General features: G+C 59.7%; 14 protein-coding genes and 3 tRNA genes. 4 read left to right on the forward strand and 13 right to left on the reverse strand.

The window, feature by feature from the left end; genetic code table 11:
- The first annotated feature begins 393 nt into the window (after window positions 1-393).
- Entirely contained in the window at window positions 394-1,377 is a 984-nt protein-coding gene (locus PSPTO_RS19665; protein ID WP_011104731.1) for a DUF1853 family protein, read from the forward strand.
- On the opposite strand, the gene arsB is transcribed toward PSPTO_RS19665, so the two are convergent.
- The 6 genes from arsB to PSPTO_RS19695 form a co-directional block, all read right to left on the reverse strand.
- Window positions 1,343-2,623, reverse strand: coding sequence for an arsenical efflux pump membrane protein ArsB (arsB, locus tag PSPTO_RS19670; RefSeq protein ID WP_005769085.1), 1,281 nt, complete (start codon window positions 2,621-2,623; stop codon window positions 1,343-1,345). The two genes, PSPTO_RS19665 and arsB, sit on opposite strands and share 35 nt — an antisense overlap.
- Window positions 2,623-3,831 (reverse strand): MFS transporter, encoded by a 1,209-nt coding sequence (locus tag PSPTO_RS19675; protein ID WP_005769084.1) that lies wholly within the window; start codon window positions 3,829-3,831, stop codon window positions 2,623-2,625. The genes arsB and PSPTO_RS19675 overlap by 1 nt, the downstream gene beginning before the upstream one ends.
- Window positions 3,832-4,462: 631 nt before the next feature.
- Entirely contained in the window at window positions 4,463-5,485 is a 1,023-nt protein-coding gene (locus tag PSPTO_RS19680; protein ID WP_011103120.1) for an IS110-like element ISPsy7 family transposase, read from the reverse strand.
- A gap of 258 nt (window positions 5,486-5,743) precedes the next feature.
- Entirely contained in the window at window positions 5,744-7,081 is a 1,338-nt protein-coding gene (locus PSPTO_RS19685) for an MFS transporter (RefSeq protein ID WP_011104732.1), read from the reverse strand.
- 147 nt (window positions 7,082-7,228) lie between these two features.
- Complete coding sequence (locus tag PSPTO_RS19690) at window positions 7,229-8,173, reverse strand: 1-aminocyclopropane-1-carboxylate deaminase/D-cysteine desulfhydrase (RefSeq protein ID WP_011104733.1); 945 nt, start codon at window positions 8,171-8,173, stop codon at window positions 7,229-7,231.
- 25 nt (window positions 8,174-8,198) lie between these two features.
- Entirely contained in the window at window positions 8,199-10,238 is a 2,040-nt protein-coding gene (locus PSPTO_RS19695) for an NADPH-dependent 2,4-dienoyl-CoA reductase (protein ID WP_011104734.1), read from the reverse strand.
- A 205-nt stretch (window positions 10,239-10,443) separates the two neighbouring features.
- On the opposite strand from PSPTO_RS19695, the gene PSPTO_RS19700 reads away from it, so the two are divergent.
- The 3 genes from PSPTO_RS19700 to ilvA all read left to right on the forward strand — a co-directional run bounded on the left by PSPTO_RS19700 (window position 10,444) and on the right by ilvA (window position 14,701).
- Entirely contained in the window at window positions 10,444-11,577 is a 1,134-nt protein-coding gene (locus tag PSPTO_RS19700) for a hydrolase (RefSeq protein ID WP_007245153.1), read from the forward strand.
- 2 nt (window positions 11,578-11,579) lie between these two features.
- Window positions 11,580-12,620 (forward strand): AraC family transcriptional regulator, encoded by a 1,041-nt coding sequence (locus tag PSPTO_RS19705; protein WP_005769073.1) that lies wholly within the window; start codon window positions 11,580-11,582, stop codon window positions 12,618-12,620.
- A gap of 566 nt (window positions 12,621-13,186) precedes the next feature.
- Window positions 13,187-14,701 (forward strand): threonine ammonia-lyase, biosynthetic, encoded by a 1,515-nt coding sequence (gene ilvA / locus PSPTO_RS19715; protein ID WP_032645112.1) that lies wholly within the window; start codon window positions 13,187-13,189, stop codon window positions 14,699-14,701.
- 209 nt (window positions 14,702-14,910) lie between these two features.
- On the opposite strand, the gene PSPTO_RS19720 is transcribed toward ilvA, so the two are convergent.
- The 7 genes from PSPTO_RS19720 to PSPTO_RS19750 all read right to left on the reverse strand — a co-directional run bounded on the left by PSPTO_RS19720 (window position 14,911) and on the right by PSPTO_RS19750 (window position 20,176).
- Window positions 14,911-15,735 carry a DUF2242 domain-containing protein gene (locus PSPTO_RS19720; protein ID WP_005760710.1) on the reverse strand — a complete coding sequence of 275 codons (825 nt, stop codon included), beginning with the start codon at window positions 15,733-15,735 and terminating at the stop codon, window positions 14,911-14,913.
- A gap of 282 nt (window positions 15,736-16,017) precedes the next feature.
- Window positions 16,018-17,442 carry an IS1182-like element ISPsy6 family transposase gene (locus PSPTO_RS19725; protein WP_054082654.1) on the reverse strand — a complete coding sequence of 475 codons (1,425 nt, stop codon included), beginning with the start codon at window positions 17,440-17,442 and terminating at the stop codon, window positions 16,018-16,020.
- Window positions 17,443-17,576: 134 nt separating this feature from the next.
- A tRNA-Asp gene (locus PSPTO_RS19730) sits at window positions 17,577-17,653 on the reverse strand.
- A 114-nt stretch (window positions 17,654-17,767) separates the two neighbouring features.
- A tRNA-Asp gene (locus tag PSPTO_RS19735) sits at window positions 17,768-17,844 on the reverse strand.
- 68 nt (window positions 17,845-17,912) lie between these two features.
- Window positions 17,913-17,988 (reverse strand) — tRNA-Val (locus PSPTO_RS19740).
- Between the two features lie 161 nt (window positions 17,989-18,149).
- A complete protein-coding gene (locus PSPTO_RS19745) occupies window positions 18,150-18,914 on the reverse strand; it encodes an SDR family oxidoreductase (protein WP_161633151.1) in 765 nt (254 codons plus the stop codon).
- Window positions 18,915-18,964: 50 nt separating this feature from the next.
- Entirely contained in the window at window positions 18,965-20,176 is a 1,212-nt protein-coding gene (locus PSPTO_RS19750) for an O-succinylhomoserine sulfhydrylase (protein WP_005770586.1), read from the reverse strand.
- Window positions 20,177-20,196: the final 20 nt, after the last annotated feature.

Raw genomic sequence — 20,196 nt, forward strand, 5'->3', positions numbered from 1 at the left:
AACTCCAGGCATCCAGTTTCCCGAGAGGAACATCTGCCGCAAAAATACCGCTTAACCCACGCGGCAAAAGAGTCGACCGAATTTTCATAATCACCCGGCTTGATCACACTTGAAACAGACGGAATGAATAAACATGATTTACAAATATCGCTGATATTTCAAGCAGGAAAAATACAGCACCTATTTGACAGACCGTACGCACGGCCTTATCAAAAGACTTTTCAACCGACGCTTGCCCTGCCCCCATGATTAATCTGCGCTGTAATTAATCGGTCTCTTGATTAAAGAATCACGAATGATACCGACAAACGGTTACAGGCCTGCGTATGAAAGCTTCGCCGCCTGTGCGCAAACAGACTGCCTGCGAGCACTGACTCACGCTATCCTCGGTGCATGACTCTATTTCCCAGCCTGATCGACCTGCCCCGCCAATTGCGCCACCCCGAGGTGCGCGACCTTGCCTGGGTGATACTCGCGCCACCCATGCTTGAAACCGCGCCCTGGGCGCAGCGCCATCCGCTGGCCGGCAGCGAGTGGGTAAATGCCCCGGAACAACTCGCAGACTTCCTCTGGCGCCTCGACCGTGACAGCGGCCCGCTGGAAGACTGGCTGGCGCTGGCGGCAACCCGGCGACTGGGCCGCTATTACGAACGGCTCTGGCAGTTCGCAGTACAACACGCGCCGGGGGTGGAGATCATTGCCGCCAACCTGCCGATCCGGCTCGGCGGCCAGACGCTTGGCGAACTGGACATGCTGCTGCGTGATCGTGACGGCGTGCATCACATCGAGCTGGCAATCAAGCTTTACCTGGGGCCGCAGGACAGTGACGGCCGCGATCCGGCCTGCTGGCTAGGACCTGGCTGCAATGACCGGCTGGACCGAAAGCTTGCGCACCTGAGTCAGCACCAGTTGCCGATGTCAGCTCGCCCGGAAAGCCGTGAGGCACTGGCGGCGCTGGGCGTCGAGGCTTTCAGCGCGAAATTGTGGCTGGGTGGCTACCTGCTGTATCCGTGGCCCGGTTCGTGCTCCTCTCCTGAAGGCGTTCATCCCCGGCACCTCAAAGGGCGCTGGCTGCACCAGCGTGACTGGAAAGCGTTTCTGGCACAAAGCACACCTGGCCGTTGGCAACCGCTGCCGCGCCACGCCTGGCTGGCTCCAGCGCGTTACGCCGAGACCTGGAGCGACGGGCAGTTGCAAGACTGGCTGAGCGAGCTCGATCCGCTGGCCCCGGCGCAATTGCTGGTGCGCCTGAGCGAGAACAGCGAGGGCCACTGGGAAGAAGCCGAGCGCCTGTTTCTGGTGTCGGACATGTGGCCTAACCTGGCCGACACCAGCCATGCTTTCAGCTCAATCGCAGCGCCAGCGCCGCCAGCGTGATCAACAAGACCGGCAAGGTCAGTACGATGCCGACCTTGAAGTAATAACCCCAACTGATGGTGATGCCCTTGCGCTCAAGCACGTGCAGCCAGAGCAGCGTAGCCAGACTGCCGATCGGGGTGATTTTCGGCCCCAGGTCGCTGCCGATCACGTTGGCGTAGATCATCGCTTCCTGAATCGCCCCGCGGGCGTGGCTTGCGTCGATGGACAGCAGCCCGATCAGTACCGTCGGCATGTTGTTCATGATCGATGACAGGAACGCCGTCATCAGCCCGGTGCCCATCGCCGCGCCCCAGATTCCGTAGCCGGCAAACCAGTCCAGCAGATCAGCCAGATAATTCGTCAGCCCGGCGTTACGCAGGCCATATACCACCAGGTACATGCCCAGGGAAAAGATCACGATGTGCCACGGCGCTTCTTTCATCACCTTGCGCGTCTTGATCGTGTGCCCTTTGGCGGCGATGGCCAGCAACAGCAACGCACACACGGAAGAAATCGCGCTGATCGGAATGCCCAGTGGCTCAAGGGCAAAACAGCCGACCAGCAAAATCAGCAATACCGCCCAGCCGGCCAGAAACGTCGCCCGGTCATGAATGGCCGTCTCGGGTTTGTCCAGATGCTCGGGTTCGAATTCACGGGGGATATCGCGGCGGAAATACCACATCAGCACGGCCAGGGTGGCGGCAACACTGGCCAGATTCACCGGCACCATGACGGCGGCGTAGCGGTTGAAACCAATCTTGAAGTAGTCCGCCGAAACGATGTTGACCAGGTTCGACACCACCAGCGGCAGGCTCGCCGTGTCGGCGATGAAGCCGGCTGCCATTACGAAGGCCAGGGTAGAAGCAGCGGAAAAGCGCAACGCCAGCATCATGGCGATGACGATAGGAGTGAGGATCAGCACGGCACCGTCGTTGGCGAACAACGCCGACACGAGCGCGCCGAACAGCACGAACAAGGCAAACAGACGACGACCTTTACCCTTGCCCCAGCGCGCGACGTGCAGCGCCGCCCAAGCGAAGAAACCGGCCTCATCCAGCAACAGCGTAATGATGATCAGCGAAATGAAAGTCGCCGTGGCATTCCAGATGATGCCCCACACCACGGCAATGTCGCCCAGGTGCACCACGCCGGTCAGCAACGCCAGCCCTGCCCCGAGCACCGCACTCCAGCCGACGCCAAGCCCCTTGGGCTGCCAGATGACCAGCGTGATGGTAAACAGGAAGATCAGCGTGGCTATGAGCATTACTTGGTCCGGGGTAGAAGAATCGCGAGAATGCCGAGCAGCGGCAGGTATGAACACAGCGTGTAGACGAACAGAATGCCATGACTGTCAGCCAGGTAGCCGAGCAAGGCAGCACCGATGCCGCCGAAGCCGAACATCAGGCCGAAGAAGATCCCGGCGATCATGCCAACGTTGCCAGGCACCAGTTCCTGGGCATACACCACGATGGCAGAGAACGCCGAGGCCAGCACAAAACCGATGATCACGCTGAGCACACTGGTCCAGAACAGGTCCGCGTACGGCAGCGCCAGGGTGAACGGCGCAGCGCCGAGGATCGAAAACCAGATCACCGCCTTACGGCCGATGCGGTCGCCAATCGGGCCACCGAAGAATGTCCCGGCTGCCACTGCGCCCAAAAACAGAAACAAGTGCAACTGCGAGCTGGCGACCGACAGGTCGAACTTCTCGATCAGGTAGAACGTGAAGTAGCTGGTCAGGCTGGTCATGTAGAAAAACTTGGAGAACACCAGAAACGCCAGCACTGCCAGCGAGGCGATCACGCGTTTTCTCGACAGGCCATGAGTCGCCACCTGGCCGGCCTTGAGCTTGAACAGGTTGAGGTGCGCGCGATACCAGCGGCTGATCGCGTACAGCAAGCCCAGGGAAAACAGCGCGAACAGGCCGATCCAGGCCACATTACCCTGACCGAACGGGATGATGATCGCCGCTGCCAGCAATGGCCCGAACGCGGAGCCGGTATTGCCGCCCACTTGAAAAGTCGATTGCGCAAGCCCGAAGCGCCCGCCGGACGCCAGTCGTGCGATGCGCGAGGCCTCCGGGTGAAACGTCGATGAGCCAATACCGATCAGGGCTGCCGCCAGCAGAATCAATGGAAAGCTGCCTACCACCGACATCATCACGATACCGATCAGCGTGCAGATCGACCCGACGGGCAGTACCAGTGGATTGGGGTGGCGGTCGGTGTAATAACCGACCCACGGTTGCAGCAACGATGCGGTGATCTGAAACGTCAGGGTAATCAGGCCAATCTGGGTGAAGCTCAGGTCGTAGCTGGCCTTGAGCATCGGGTAGATCGACGGAAGGATGGCCTGGATCAGGTCATTGATCAGGTGTGCGAGGGCAACTGCCCCGATGATGCGCATGACCAGCGGGCTGGTTTGGGGGGTGGTCGAGGCCGTCGCCGTTGCGGGCTGAGCGCTGGTCGCCATGATATTCATCCATAAAAAGGTTTTCAGGTCTCCCGGACGGATGATTACAAAATGTGTCACATGCGCCTGGGGGCGCCAATGTGCCATTTTTCGGGGCGACTGTGCCACGTTTTGTTGCGTTTTTGCTGATGGATCGAGAGGTGCTCTGGCGGACACCTCTCGGTTCTTTACGTCGCACTCTGCGTCGTCGGTGCCACCGCGATAAAAAAGCACTTTCTTTCAACTATCGTGCGACGCTCCGCGTCGCATGCCGTTCTGGACGCTCTGCGTCCTTTTTGTGGCGCTCCGCGTCACACTGCGGTTCTGCAAGGTCAGTGATGTTTGTTTACGACTCAAGGTACCTTTTCGCCTCTCGGCGCCCTACTTTGAGGGACCAAAGTAAGCAAATGTATGGTCAGCCCACCTCCTGCAATCGCAGTTCGATGAGCGGTAAAGCATGCTTGCGCTAATGTATCCGGGCTCATTCTGGGCAATTTCGCTGCCCGGCCCTTGATGAGTATTCGCCGCCTTACTGTCCTCAAAAATCCCTAAAGCCTCGAAGGCTGCATTGCTTATCAGGTTTTCAGTCTGGCCATGAGCTGTTTATCGTCATCATCACTGCGTCGCAAAAGCCGGTACGCCTATGTCCTACTCAGATCATTGATGCGTTGTAAGTGCTACCTCGTCTGAGCACCGCCCATACGATTCTTGCCAGCTTGTTCGCTAAAGCACATGCCACCTTGTTCGGATGCTTGCGTGCCAACAAGTCTCTTACCCACTGCCCAAGGGCATCATCGCGGCGTTCTATTCGAATCATGAGCGCTCGAGAACCTTGCACCAACAGGGTTCGCAGGTGCCTGTCACCTCGCTTGCTGATACCCAGCAATACGGGTCTCCCGCCTGTAGAGAACTGTCTGGGAACCAGCCCCAGAAAAGCGGAAAGGTCTCGTGAGGCTCGAAAATTGGAAGCGTCACCCAGATCCGCTACAAATGCGCTGGCGGTAATAGGACCAATGCCAGGAATCGTCATCAAGCGTGTACCAGCATCGTCTTGCGCCAGTTGCTGCTTGATTTGCGCATCACAGGCCTTTATTTCGGTATCAAGGCGATGAATATCCTCCAGCAAATGCTCCATGACCCTTTTGAACTGCAGCGGCAGGTCGCTACGTGAATCGTCAATCAGCTCAGGCACTTTGGCGATCGCTGCCTTGGTGGCTGGCAAGGCAATTCCGAACTCAAGCAAAAAACCATGCACCCTGTTGATGGCTTCAGTACGGTGGCAAACCAGTGACTCGCGAAGACGATGTTGTACAGATAGTACCTGCTGCTCCACAGTCTTGACGGCAACGTAATGAGTACGTGGTCTGGAGGCCGCCTCGCATATAGCTTCGGCATCGATGAAGTCATTCTTGTTGCCCGTCACGTAGGGCTTCACATGTTGCGGAGCAATCAACTTCACCCGGTGCCCCAGCGAGGCGAGTTTCCTGGCAAGCCAGTGAGAGCCACCGCACGACTCCATTGCAATGGTGCAGGGTTCAATCTGAGCCGCAAACTGCAGAAGGCGATTGCGATTGAAGCACTTGCGTAATACTTGGTGGCCGCCTGCATCATGGCCTATGAGGTGAAAACTGTTTTTACCAATGTCGATGCCTAAGAGCTTGAGGCCGTTTTTCATGAGTGATCTCCTCGACGTTAGAGAGAAACCCGGAAAGTGTAGACACTCCGGGTTTCTCGGATCGGGCTGACCATCTCATTATCACCGCTCCGTTTCCGGCCCGACTTCGTCGGGTTCCTTTGCCCTGACACTGACGTCGCACTCTGCGTCGTCAGTGCCACCGTGATGAAAAAGCTTTCGTTTATGTGCAGTGGCTACGGGCAAGGTATGGCGTTGTGCTGCAGCACATATTTGACGCAAAGCGTGACCCCGAGACCCTCACGCCATCGAACCCGTCACTGCCCCTTTGCCCGCAACCGGCACGTCATGCAGCGAGATCTTCGAGGTCTCGGGCAATGCCAGGCCGCCTGCCATTGCTAGCACGGCTACGGCAATCAGGTAGAACGCTGGCGACAGGTTGCTGCCGGTGACGCTGATCAGCCAGGTTGCCATCAGCGGTGCGGTGCCGCCGAACAGGGTGTAGGCCATGTTGTAGGTGATCGCCGAGGCGGTGTAGCGGGTGCGGGTCGGGAAGGTTTCCGACAGCAGCGCAGCCGTGACCACGCCGCACAGCACGGCACCCACGGCCAGCAGCATGACGCCGATGATCGAGGCGATGAACGAGCCGGAGTTGGCCATTAAAAATGACGGGAACACCACAACCATCAGCAGGATGCAGGCAGTCGCCATTGTGACCCGCCGTCCTACCCGGTCTGAATAGGCACCGGCCAGCGGACAGAGCGCGGCGGCGAATGCCAGTGCGATCAACGACACCAGCAGCGCGGTCGCCCTGCTCAGGCCTTCGGCCACCTGCAGGTACGTCGCAAAATAGGTGGTGAACATGTAGAACGACAGCGCCGTCAATGATACGAACGCCCCCAGGCAGCACATAGCGGCTGCGTGATGGCGCAAAGTGTCCTTGAGTGGCGAGTGCGCTACTGCGTGCCCTTCAGCCACCGCCTGAAACGCCGGGGTCTCGTCGAGTTTCCAGCGCAGGTACAAGCCGACCAGCCCCAGCGGGGCGGCGATCAGAAACGGCAGGCGCCAGCCCCAACTGCCCATCGCCTCGGTCGACAGGGACGACTCCAGCGCATAAGCCACCACGGCAGCGGCGGCGAAGGCCGAAAACGTCGAGACCGGGACGAAGCTGCCGTACCAGGCCCGCTGAGTACGCGGCGCATGCTCCATAAGGTAAGCGCAGGCCCCGGCATATTCCCCACCGGCCGAGAAACCCTGCGCACAACGAATGATGGTCAGCAGAATCGGCGCCATCACGCCAATCGCTGCATACGTCGGCAGCAAACCGATCAGCGTGGTGGCGCCGGCCATCAGCAGAATGGTCATGGCCAGGGTCTTCTTGCGCCCGATGCGATCACCCAGCATGCCAAAAAACACCCCGCCCAGCGGTCGAAATGCGAAGGCGACGGCAAACACGGCGAAGGTTTTCAACAGCGCTGCGCTGCTGTCACCGCTGGGGAAAAATTGCAGGGCGATGGTGGTGGCCAGAAAGCCATACACGGCGAAATCGAACCACTCGACGAAATTGCCGATGGCCGCAGCGACAATGACTTTTTTCAGCGTGGCAGGATCGACGTGCTCTGCGGCGGTGGTTGTCATGCTGACCTCGGCGTCTTGATCTGGAAGGGATCGATTATCAAGACAGCGACCTGCAGGCTTCACTCCAGAAGTGTCCTCCACGTAGTCAGGGCCGACGTCTTGCCATCGAACCGCGCAGAATTCATGCCAGAGGCTCTGCCATGAGGCCTACAGCCCCATCGCGCGTCGCCCTTGCAGGCCGCCGGTATGAACGAAGACCAGCCGGGTGCCAGGCTCGAAACGGCCGGCCAGCACCTCATCATGCAGGGCCAGCAGCGCCTTGCCAGTGTACAGCGGCTCAAGAAATACGCCGCCCTGCACTTCGCTGCTGGCGATGAAATCGAGCAAGGCAGGGTCGGTTCTGGCGAAACCGCCACGGCTGGCGTCGAGCAGAACACAGGCAGCGGGCAGTTCCGACGCGGCTTTTTCCTGCGACCCGGCGGCCTCGCCCAGCACAGCCATAATGTTTTCAGCGATCCCATGATCATCCGGCACCGCCATCGCGCCATACACCGGATGCGCGCCCGCCTCGGCCAGCAGCAGACCGGCCACAGTGGTGCCCGTTCCGGCAGCAAGCCACCAGCCGTGGTAGTCATCCCAATCCATCTGGCCGAGCTGGCTATCGACCATCTCTCGCAACCGTGCGCAGCCCAGAGCACCGGCAAGTCTGCCGCCCCCTTCGGCAATTGGATACAGCTCGGGATAGCGCGCCTGCCAGGGCTGCCAGAAATCTGCAGCATGTCGCGCTCGATAACCGGTGTAACCCAGCCAGTGCAGTTGCATGCCAAAGGCTTGCAGGTCCAGCACCGTCGGCGTCTGCTGAGCATGACCGCGCAGCAGGCCAACCGTCGGGAAGCCGAAGCGTTTGCCCGCTGCGGCCAGGGCATGCAAGTGGTTGGAATGTGCGCCGCCGAGGCTGATCACACCTTGCGCACCGACTGTGACGGCCTGTTTGAGGTGATCGCTGAGCTTGAACCATTTGTTGCCGCTGATCAGCGTATCGATCCGGTCCAGGCGCAGCATCGCAACCTCGACCCCGGCGTGTTGCAGCCAGGGCAGGCTCAAGCGTTGCAGCGCAGCAGTGGGTTGCCAGCCAAGAGCGTCAGAAATCATCCGCGCAGTTTACAGGCAAGCAGAATCAGAGCGCAGCGGCCAGTCGCGAGCCTTGATCGATGGCACGCTTGGCATCCAGTTCGGCAGCAACATCCGCCCCGCCGATCAGGTGCACGCTTTGTCCGGCCGTGACCAGATCGTCATACAGTTCGCGCAACGGGTCCTGCCCGGCACAAATCACAATGTTGTCCACCGCCAGCAGCGTTTCTTCACCGTCTTCGCCAATGCGAATGTGCAACCCGGCGTCATCGATTTTCAGGTACTGCACGCCGTTGAGCATCTGCACCTGCTTGTTTTTCAGCCCTGTGCGGTGAATCCAGCCGGTGGTCTTGCCCAGACCATCGCCGACCTTGGAGTGCTTGCGTTGCAACAGAAACACCTGGCGCGCCGGGGCATGCACATCAGGCTTGATCCCGGCCACACCACCACGCGCCTCAAGCGTCGTGTCGATGCCCCACTCTTTCCAGAATGCGTCACGGTCAAGGCTGGTGGCCACGCCCTGATGCACGAGAAACTCCGACACATCAAAACCGATACCGCCCGCACCGATCACCGCCACACTGCGCCCGACCGGTTTGCGTTGCAGAATCACGTCCAGATAGCTCAGTACCTTGGGGTTGTCGATGCCGGGGATCGCGGGGGTGCGCGGCGCGATGCCGGTGGCCAGAATCACTTCGTCGAAGCCTGCGCCGAGCAGATCCTGAGCCTTCACCCGGGTGCCGAGGCGCAACTGCACGCCGGTTTCCTGCATCTTGTTGCGGAAATAACGCAGGGTTTCGGAAAACTCTTCCTTGCCCGGCACACGCTTGGCGATATTGAACTGGCCGCCGATTTCACTGGCCGAATCAAACAGCGTCACCTCATGCCCGCGTTGTGCGGCCACCGTTGCCGCAGCCAGACCGGCGGGACCTGCGCCCACCACGGCAATCTTCTTGATTTGCAGAACAGGCAGGTAATTGAGCTCGGTCTCGTGGCAGGCGCGCGGGTTGACCAGGCAACTGGTGAGTTTGCCGCCGAAAGTGTGATCCAGACAGGCCTGATTGCAGCCAATGCAAGTGTTGATCCGCTCGGCATGGCCTGCAGCAGCCTTGTTGACGAACTCAGGGTCGGCCAGAAACGGCCGCGCCATCGAGACCATGTCGGCGTCGCCTTCGCTGAGAATGCGCTCGGCAACCTCCGCAGTGTTGATGCGGTTGGTGGTAATCAGCGGAACGTTTACCGAGCCACGCAGCTTGGCGGTGACCTTGCTGAATGCCGCGCGCGGCACCTTGGTGGCGATCGTCGGAATTCGCGCTTCATGCCAGCCGATGCCGGTGTTGATCAGCGTCGCACCCGCCTGCTCGACCGCCTTGGCCAACTGGACGATTTCTTGCCAGGAACTGCCGCCCGCCACCAGGTCCAGCATCGACAGGCGAAAGATGATGATGAAATCCGCACTGACCGCTTCACGCACCCGGGTCACGATCTCGACCGCCAGACGCATGCGGTTTTCATAGCTGCCACCCCAGCGATCAGTGCGGTGGTTGGTGTGGGCGGCGAGGAACTGATTGATGAAATAACCTTCCGACCCCATGATTTCGACGCCGTCATACCCGGCACTTCGGGCCAGGGTCGAACAGTTGACGAAATCGGCGATCTGCTTTTCGATGCCCTCTTCATCCAGTTCGCGAGGCGTGAACGGGTTGATCGGGGCCTGAATGGCGCTCGGCGCAACCTGCTTGCGGCTGTAGGCGTAGCGACCGGCATGCAGTATCTGCAGACAGATCTTGCCGCCGGCCTCGTGAACCGCCTGAGTGACGATGCGATGCTGCTCTGCTTCTTGGGCATTGGTGAGTTTGGCCGCGCCGTCGTAAACACCGCCCTCCTCGTTGGGCGCAATGCCACCGGTCACCATCAAACCAACGCCGCCACGTGCCCGCTCGGCAAAATAGGCCGCCATGCGCTCGAAGCCACCCGGCCGCTCTTCAAGCCCGGTGTGCATCGAGCCCATCAGGGTGCGGTTGCGCAAGGTCGTGAAACCCAGGTCCAGCGGGGCCAGCAGGTGCGGATAGTGAGCAGCGGTCATGGCAAAGCTCCATCGAGTCAATCACGGGAAACAAGGACCTCTGTGTGTCCTTTGCTTTATTGCGCCACAGTAAACAGCCACCTTGTCACACTCAATGACCCAAAGTGACAAGTTATTGATCCAAACGCGCAGCGGCACTTGGCAAGCGCCCAGCGTAGTCCTACCCTAGTCGACAATTTCCCGATGGCAGCCTTTCAGCCTCTTTATGCGCAAATTCTTCGCCACCTGCCTGATCCTGCTGAGCGTCGTCAGCCTCGTCAGCTATGCAATCTGGACCGAACAACGTCCGGCGGGTCACTACCTGTCCGACCTGCGCATTCGTCTGGCTATCAATGAAGGCGAACCCAGCGAGCGCGGAAACCTGCTGGGCATCGAGCCGGTGCTGTTCCCTACCGATTATCAAAACCTTGACCGACTGCACCGCAAGTTGGCGGCCTACCTGCAACAGGCGCGTGATTACGGGCTGATCAACCCCAAAACGGTGGTGGTGCTGCCGGAACACATCGGCACCTGGCTGTTCGCCAGTGGCGAGAAGGATCAGCTTTATCAGGCCGCGACCGTAGACGAAGCAATGGAGTGGCTGTCCTGGAGCAATCCGTTGCAATTCGTTGCGGCGATGCTCGGCGCCGAAGGCCGCAACCGCATGGATGACACGCACCTGCGCATCAAGGCCCTTACCATGGCGCGGGACTATCAAGCACTGTTCGGTGGTCTGGCGAAAGAGTTCGGGGTGACTCTGGTGGCCGGCTCCATCGTGCTGCCAGACCCCAGCGTCGAAGGCGGCCAACTGAAAGCAGGCAATGGCGCGCTGTACAATTGCAGCCTGACCTTCGGCAGCGATGGCCGGCCGATCGGGCAACCTCAACGCCAGTTGTACCCGGACCGTTTTCAGAAACGCTACGTACACTCGGCGAGCGACGCGCCGTTGAATGTGATCGATACGCCGGCCGGACGCCTGGCGGTGCTGATCGGCAGCGACAGTTGGTACCCGGACAACTACGCACGCCTGAGTCAGAGCGGCGCCGAACTGATCGCCGTACCCGCGCTGGTCATCGGCAAGACCGGCTGGTCCGAGCCCTGGCAAAAGCCTCGGCATTCAAGCATCGACATGGCAACCGAGCACTCCAGCGAAGGCGACGCCTGGCACCGTCTGACCCTCACCAGTCGTGCCCCGCAAAGCACTGCGCAGGCAGGGGTCAGCGTCTTCACGCGCGGCCAGTTCTGGAACCACAGCGTGGCCGGGCAAAGCTTTGCCAGCCACGGCGGTCAGACCCTCGCCGAACCGCCGCAGGGCGATGGCACGGCTGAGGTCGCCCGCCTGATCAACCTCTGGCTTTGAGCATGCCGACATTGACCCTGCGCCTCGGTGATCTGTCGGTGGGTTTCATCCAGAGCCTGACTGATGCCGTCATCAGTTTCGACAAAAACCCTGGCCCGCTGCTGGAGCAATACGCGCTAGACCCGACGCGCTTGAGTCAGGCGGGTGCGCGCCTGTCGATCCCGCGCTACATGCGCCTTGGGCACGCTGCCATCCAGCTCACCGGCCAGCCCGGACTGGGCCTGCGCATGGGCCAGCTCAGCCGTTTCGCCCAGGCAGGCCTTGCGGGCGTGACGGCCGCTCAGGCACCGACTGTGCGCGAGGCGGCGCGCACGCTGATACGCTTCGAGCCGCTGTATGGCTCCAACTATCGCGGGCAGTCGAGCTTTCACGAAGATGCCGAAGGCGCGTGGATGCGCTTTTACTCCATCAGCCCGTACAACGCCTACAACCGCTTTGTCGTCGACTCGATTCTGAGCGGCTGGATCGCGCAACTGGCGACCCTGGCGGGCACCGAGCTGCGTGCACAGCGCATTGAAATCGAATTCGACGCACCTGCCTATGCAGCGCAATACGCAATCCTCAGCGACAGCCCGGTGATGTTTGCGGCGGCCACCAATCAGCTACGTCTCGATCAGACCAGTCTGGCCTTACGCAACCCGGACCATTGTCCGAGTACCTGGCGGCATTTGCTGCAATTGTGCGAAAGGGAGCTGGAGCAACAGACCCGCACCCGCAGCCTTCGTGAACGCATCATTCAATTGCTCGGGCCGCTATTGAACGGCGGGCGGGAACCGGATCTGGAGGAAGTGGCGGCGCGACTCAAGCTGCCAACCTGGACACTGCGCCGCAAGCTGGCCGAGGAAGGCACACGCTTTCGCGCGGTGCTCAATGACACACGACGCGATCTGGCAATGACGTATATACGGGACACAGAACTGGCGTTCGGGGAGATCGCCTACCTGCTGGGGTTTGCCTCTGCCGAGGCCTTTCAACGCGCCTTTAAACGCTGGAACGGACAGACTCCGGGAGAGTTCCGCCGCAGCCAGCGCCAAAGCGCCTGAAGCCTGTCATAACTCGGTAGCGTCGTCGGCAGGCTCTACCGGGTCCAGTTCCGATGCACGGTATTCGAGTAGTTCTTCCTGGTATTCGTCCATTTCTTTGCCCTCTTGGCGGGTTGAGTATGCTGAATAATTAAAGCTGAAATAACTGACCGCAAGATCAACATTAAAGTGCCAATGTGAAATAAAAATGTTGATCCCTATCAAACAGACGAAAAAGATCGTGGCCGATTAAGCGCTGATCTCGACCTGCCTGACCGACACGCCTATTGACTTGCGTGCCTGTGTCGACCTAACCTCAGGCCCATGAACCTCATCAAGCAAAACCTCGGCCAGATTATTATTACCGTCATTCCAGTCATGGCGGGTTAGCCGACGTTTGCAAAAAACCCGCCCTGGAGGCGGGTTTTTTCTGTCTCCTGGGCAACATTACTCAACCAGGAGTCAGACATGATCATTTCCCTTCGCGCTATCGCCCTTCTCGCCTCCTTGAACCCGATCATCGGCGTGCCGCACTTCGCAGCGTTGTGCGTCAGCACGTCGCCTGAAGGAACGACGCGATGACCGATCTGCTCAATCACTACGCCCGCAAAATCCTCACCTCGCGCGTCTACGACGTAGCGGTCGAAACCCCGCTGCATGGCGCCCGCCAGCTGTCCGAGCGGCTGGGCAATCAGGTGCTGCTCAAGCGCGAAGATTTGCAGCCGGTGTTCTCCTTCAAGATTCGCGGCGCGTACAACAAGCTCGCCCAATTGACCGCAGAAGAGGCCGCACGCGGCGTGGTCACGGCCTCGGCGGGCAATCACGCCCAGGGCCTGGCGCTGGCGGCGAAAGAGCTGGGCATTCTGGCCACCATCGTCATGCCGCGCACCACCCCGGAAATCAAGGTCGAAGGGGTGCGTTCCCGCGGTGCCACGGTGGTGTTGCACGGCGATTCCTTCCCTGAAGCGCTGGCCTATTCGCTGAAACTGGTCGAGCAACAAGGCTTCGTCTACATCCATCCGTATGACGACCCCGACACCATTGCCGGGCAAGGCACTGTGGCGATGGAAATCCTCCGTCAGCAGCCGGGGAAGCTGGACGCGATCTTTGTGCCGGTCGGTGGCGGCGGCTTGATTGCAGGGATTGCAGCGTACGTGAAATACCTGCGGCCTGAGATCAAGGTCATCGGCGTCGAGCCCGACGACTCCAACTGCCTGCAAGCGGCGATGGCGGCGGGCGAGCGCGTGGTGTTGAGCCAGGTCGGGCTGTTTGCCGATGGCGTGGCGGTGGCGCAGATCGGTTATCACACCTTTGAAGTGTGCCGTCATTACGTCGATGAAGTGATCACCGTCAGCACCGACGAAATCTGCGCGGCGATCAAGGACATCTACGACGACACCCGCTCGATCACCGAGCCTGCGGGTGCGCTGGGTGTTGCAGGCATCAAGAAGTACGTCGAGCAGCGCGGCGTGACCGGCCAGACGCTGGTGGCCATCGACTCCGGCGCCAACGTCAACTTTGACCGCCTGCGCCACGTGGCCGAGCGTGCCGAACTGGGCGAAGGCCGCGAGGCGATCATTGCCGTGACCATTCCCGAGCAGCCGGGCAGCTTCAAGGCGTTCTGCGAAGCCATCGGCAAGCGCCAGATCACTGAATTCAACTACCGCTACCACACCGACCGTGAAGCCCATATCTTCGTCGGCGTGCAGACTCACCCGGAGAACGACCCACGCAGCGCGCTGGTCGCCAGTCTCACCGGGCAGGGTTTTCCGGTGCTGGACCTGACCGACAACGAACTGGCCAAACTGCACATCCGCCACATGGTTGGCGGGCATGCCGAGCGGGTCAACGATGAGGTGGTGTTGCGTTTCGAGTTCCCGGAGAGGCCGGGCGCGCTGTTCAACTTCCTCAACCGGCTGGGCGGGCGCTGGACCATCTCGATGTTCCACTACCGCAACCACGGGGCAGCGGATGGCCGGGTGGTGGCGGGTCTGGTGGTGCCCGAGGAAGAGCGGCACCTGGTAGGCGCGGCGCTGGACGAGATTGGTTATCGGTATTGGGACGAGAGCGAGAACCCGGCGTATCGGCTGTTTTTGGGCTGACGCCTGGACGCAGAGCGGGCTTCTACCCGAAGGGCGTGGGAGCGGACCGGGCGACGCTTCGCTTGTTCGCGAAGGGCTGCGAAGCGGCCCCAAAACAGGCCACCTCGGTTGCAGCTGATGTACCGTGTGTACCGGCTTTGCTGCCGGTTCCCGGCAGTTCGCGGACGAGCGAAGCGTCGCCCGGTCCGCACACATTATGTGTACGCACCTTATTGCGCAGGTGTGGGCTCGACTGGCGCTGGCGTGGTGCTTTCTGCAGGCTCCGCCGCTGGGGTGTCGATGGTTTCGGCCTTGAACGACGCAGGCTCGGTTGGCGCGGGCATGGGCTCACTTGCTGCAGGCGGCGTGGCAGGCTCTGCGGCGGGCTCGGTCTTGGGTGATGACTCCTTGGCTTCTGGTACCCGTTTGGCGGGCTCGGCCGCTTTGACCGGCGCCACAGCAGCAGGTGCTGCATCAGGCACGCCCAGATCAGCCTTGGGCTTCTCGACGATATGCGCTGCCTTTTTCACTTCCGGTGGCAGGAAGTTTTCCACCAGACCGAAAAAACGCTCATAAAACTTCGCCGAAGAAACCGTTTCGCTGGCGACCTTGACCATCGAGTCATCGGTAGAGCCTATCGGCATCGATACAGAGCCCAGCACGCCCACCCCGAGGCTTGCCGAGTTGTTGGTCTTCTTCAGTGCATAACGGTCCTGCAAAGCGTTGGCGAACATGGTGGCGCTGCCATCTTTCATGTCAGCCGCGCACACCAGATTGAAGCTGATCTCGATATGGGTATCACCGGTCTGTTGAAAACTCTTGCGGCCTGCGACCATTTTCGGATCGTTGCTGGTGATGATGTAGCCCTGACTCAGCAGAGCACGCCGCCCCGCCTCGCAATACGCCAGATCAGTCGCAGGATAACTGCGCGAGAAAGTCCCGGCGTCATCGAAGTGCTCATGGTCATAAATCGCCTGTTTGGGCGATGAACAGCCTGCTGCCATCAGCAGGACCGAAGTCCAGAATGCGGTACGAAGGGTCAATAGCTTAAACATCGAAAATCCTGAGGAAGGAAAAGACTGCCAGCAAGACTGCGAACTGGGAAATGGCGGTAAGTCTGCAACAAGGCAGACGTTGTATCAACGTACAGCGCAAAAGGATTTGGACATCCTACCTGATCCAGAGGACAGGCCGGATGCGTAACCGACCAAAACGCAGACAACAAAAAAGCGACCCTGACAGACTGTGTGAAAACACACTGATGAAGGCCCAAGCAAACGCCCCGACTTGTTCGGGGCGTTTTGTTTTGTATTGGCAGCAGACGAAAAAATGACCGCTCAGCCCATCAAAGCCATCAGATGGCGCACACCGAGCACTTTAATCGCTCGTTTCAGGTTATAAGCATTCACCGCCAAGGCCATTTCAGCTTTTGTCCCCTCCAGTTGTCGCAGCAAGAAACGGCCATTACCAAATAGCCATTGCTTGAGGTTGCCGAAGGGGTGCTCAACGATGGATCTTCGGTTGGCCATCATCTCAGGATGCGCCTGCATTCTTTGCTCCATCCGCTCGAAAGCCTCTTCATGGGCATGTCGTGAGACATAACGGCGCTGGGCTCGAGTGCATTGCGTTTTCAGCGCGCAGTTGGCGCAGTCATCGACCTCAGCCTGATAGATCCGATCACCTTTGTTGTGCTGTTTTAGCGTTAACCATTTGCCTGCCGGACACTGGAAACGATCGTGTCCGGCCTCATAGATAAAGTCTTTTCGCTCAAAGAGCTGCTCTTCATGACTGCCAGGGTTTTTCGAACGATTGGGCGGTACATAGGCCGTAATCGAAGCATCCTCGCAGGCCTGAAACTGCTTGCCATTGGAGTAGCCGGCATCGGCAGTGACCGTCAGCTCATCTTGCTGTAACTCTGCTTTGGCGGCCTTGGCCATCGGCTCCAGTTGCTTTCGGTCATCGCCATCCTGGGTGACCTCATGATGCAAAATCAGGCAATGCTCGGCGTCCACGACGGTTTGCACGTTGTAGGCCACACGTGGCCCTTTGGCCGTGCGCATCATTCGGGCATCGCTTTCATGAGTGTTGAACTGCTCGATGCCCATCGAACGCATCAGTGCCTGGCAACTCTGATTATCCTGTTGTCGAGCCTCAAGCTGTGCCAGTGCTGCTTTGATTGCGCTGCGATCAATTGAATCTGTGGTTTCAGCCTTGTCGGCCTCATCCAGCTCGGCCAGATACTGAGCGATGCGCTTATCCAGTTTTTCTTCCTGGCGCTTGAGCTGCTTCAAATTCACATGACGCCGTGAGGAGGCGACCGCCTGAAACTTGCTGCCGTCGATGGCCACCAATTCACCGGCGATCAAGCCTGCTGTGCGACAAAATCGAACGAAAGCACGGCAGGTCGCGATGAAGGCGGGTTTATTGTTCTTGCGAAAGTCGGCGATGGTCTTGAAGTCGGGCTTGAGCCGGTTGATCAGCCACATCACTTCGATGTTGCGCTGACACTCGGCTTCAAGACGTCGCGATGAGCGAATCCGCTGAAAATAGCCGTAGAGGTAGAGTTTTAGCTGATCGGCGGGATCATAAGCAGGGCGCCCCGTGCTTTTTGGAATCGCTTTATCGAAGCCCAGTTGCACCAGATCGAGCTTGGCAACGTACAGGTCAATGACACGAACGAGGTGATCCTCGGGGATCAACTCTTCCAGCGAGACCGGGAATAGGCTGGTCTGGCTGCGGGACTCACCTTGGATGTAGGCCATAACGAAAAATGCTCTGTATCTTTCGATACGGAGCATTTTCTTTGAGCGCTGCGCAGATTGCTAGGTTTTCACACAGTCTGCTGAGGTCGCTTTTTTGTTTGCTTCAAGGAGTTCAAGGGCCTTGAAGCGGTGTATGGCGCAGCGGACGGGACTCGAACCCGCGACCCCCGGCGTGACAGGCCGGTATTCTAACCGACTGAACTACCGCTGCGTATCGCTGTAAACCTGTTTGAAACAAACCTTTTGTAGCTTGCTTCTGTACTTGTGATTGAAAGAGCCTTGGGCTTTTCAATCGCAGATCCGGCTAACCCGATCTGTACAAAAATGGCGCAGCGGACGGGACTCGAACCCGCGACCCCCGGCGTGACAGGCCGGTATTCTAACCGACTGAACTACCGCTGCGCATTGTGGACTTGCGTCCTGTGTACCGCGTTTGAAAGCCCTCATACTTCAGCTTTCAAACTCAACGATGGTGGGTGATGACGGGATCGAACCGCCGACCCGCTGCTTGTAAGGCAGCTGCTCTCCCAGCTGAGCTAATCACCCTTTGCTTCGTTGAGGCCGCGAAATTTACGCACCTAACGAACCTAAGTCAATAGCCTGATTGAAGTTTTTTAAAAAATCGCCTCAATCGCTAAACCGCTACCACACATCAAAAGCACAACAAAGAGCCAATCCCGGCAGACGGTGCGAAACGCCTCGGCACACTATTGGGCGTAGACCATCTTGCGGGTCATGCCGCCGTCGACCACAAATTCCTGCCCGGTAACGAAACCTGCATTTCGGGACAGCAGCCAGGCGACCATCGCCGCAACATCTTCCACCGTCCCTACCCTGCCAGCAGGATGCTGGGCGTGATCGGTCTCGGACAGCGGCTCGGCCCTTCGCAACGACGGGTCGCGCGCGTCGATCCAGCCCGGGCTGACGGCATTGACACGGATCTCCGGCCCCAGACTGATCGCCAGCGCATGCGTCAGGGCCATCAGACCGCCCTTGCTGGCCGCGTAGGCCTCGGTGTCGGCCTCGGACTGACGGGAGCGAGTGGACGTCAGGTTTACTATGCTGCCGCAGTGCGCGCGCAGGTAAGGCGCGCAATGCTTGGCCAACAACATGGGGCCGCCAAGATTGACCGCCAGCACCCGATTCCAGTGCGATAGCTCAAGGCTTTCCAGCGTGGTGTTGTGTGGATCGGCGACCGCCGCATTGCACACCAGCGCGTCCAGACGACCGAACTGCCTGAGCACTTCGGCCACGCCCGCTGCGACCTGCTCTTCACTGGCGACGTCCATGCCAATGAACAGGGCGTTTTCACCCAGCACACTGGCCACTCTCGAGCCACGCGCACGGTCCAGATCAGTCAAAACAACTTGCCAGCCCTCGGCAATCAACCATGCCGCAATGCCCAGCCCGATGCCGCGAGCAGCCCCGGTCACCAGCGCGACACGTCCGTTATGGGTGCTGGCAAATTTCAGCGCCCACTCCTCGCCTGTCTCGCCAGTGGTCGTGTGACTGGCCGTGTCACTCACAGTGCCGCCAGACCACGGGCCAGGTCAGCCTGCAGGTCAGCCACGTCTTCAAGCCCCACAGCAACCCGAATCAGGCTGTCGCGAATACCCGCCGCCTCACGCTCTTGAGGCGCCAGACGGCCATGGGACGTGGTGCTCGGGTGCGTGATCGTGGTCTTGGTGTCGCCCAGGTTGGCAGTAATGGAGATCAACCGCGTGGCATCGATGAAACGCCATGCGCCGTCCTTGCCGCCCTTGACCTCAAAGCTCACCACGGCGCCAAAGCCCTTTTGCTGACGTTTAGCCAGCTCATGCTGCGGATGGCTCTCGAGCCCTGCGTAGTGGACCTTTTCGATGCCGTCCTGCTGCTCGAGCCACTCGGCCAGCGCCTGGGCATTGGCGCAGTGCGCGCGCATCCGCAGGTTCAGGGTTTCGAGGCCCTTGAGGAAGATCCACGCATTGAAGGGGCTGAGCGTCGGCCCGGCGGTACGTAGAAAGCCCACCACTTCTTTCATCTGCTCGCTGCGACCGGCAACCACACCGCCCATGCAACGACCCTGGCCGTCGATAAACTTGGTGGCCGAGTGCACGACAATGTCGGCACCCAGCAGCAGCGGCTGCTGCAAGGCTGGCGTGCAGAAACAGTTGTCGACGATCAGCATCGCGCCCTTGGCGTGGGCAATCTCGGCCAGCGCAGCGATGTCCACAAGCTCGGCCAACGGGTTGGAAGGCGATTCGACGAACAACATTTTGGTGTTGGCCTTGATCGCCGCATTCCAACCGCTCAACTCTGCCAGCGGAACGTAATCCACCTCAATGCCGAAACGCTTGAAATATTTGTCGAACAGGCTGATGGTCGAGCCGAATACGCTGCGCGACACCAGCACATGATCACCGGCGCTGCACAAACTCATCACCACCGCCAGAGTTGCCGCCATACCTGTAGCGGTGGCAACGGCCTGCTCTGCGCCTTCCAGCGCGGCAATACGCTCTTCAAAGGAGCGTACGGTCGGGTTGGTGTAACGCGAATAGACGTTACCCGGCACCTCGCCTGCAAAACGCGCGGCAGCATCCGCGGCCGTGCGAAATACGTAGCTGGAGGTAAAGAACATGGGGTCGCCATGCTCACCTTCCGGGGTGCGGTGTTGCCCGGCACGTACGGCGAGGGTATCGAAACCCACGCCTTCAAGGTCGCTGTCCAGCCGACCTGCATCCCATTCCTGAGTCATGCCGCCCACTCCTTGTTCAA

The sequence above is a fragment of the Pseudomonas syringae pv. tomato str. DC3000 genome (assembly GCF_000007805.1).
Classification (GTDB): Bacteria; Pseudomonadota; Gammaproteobacteria; order Pseudomonadales; family Pseudomonadaceae; genus Aquipseudomonas; species Aquipseudomonas avellanae.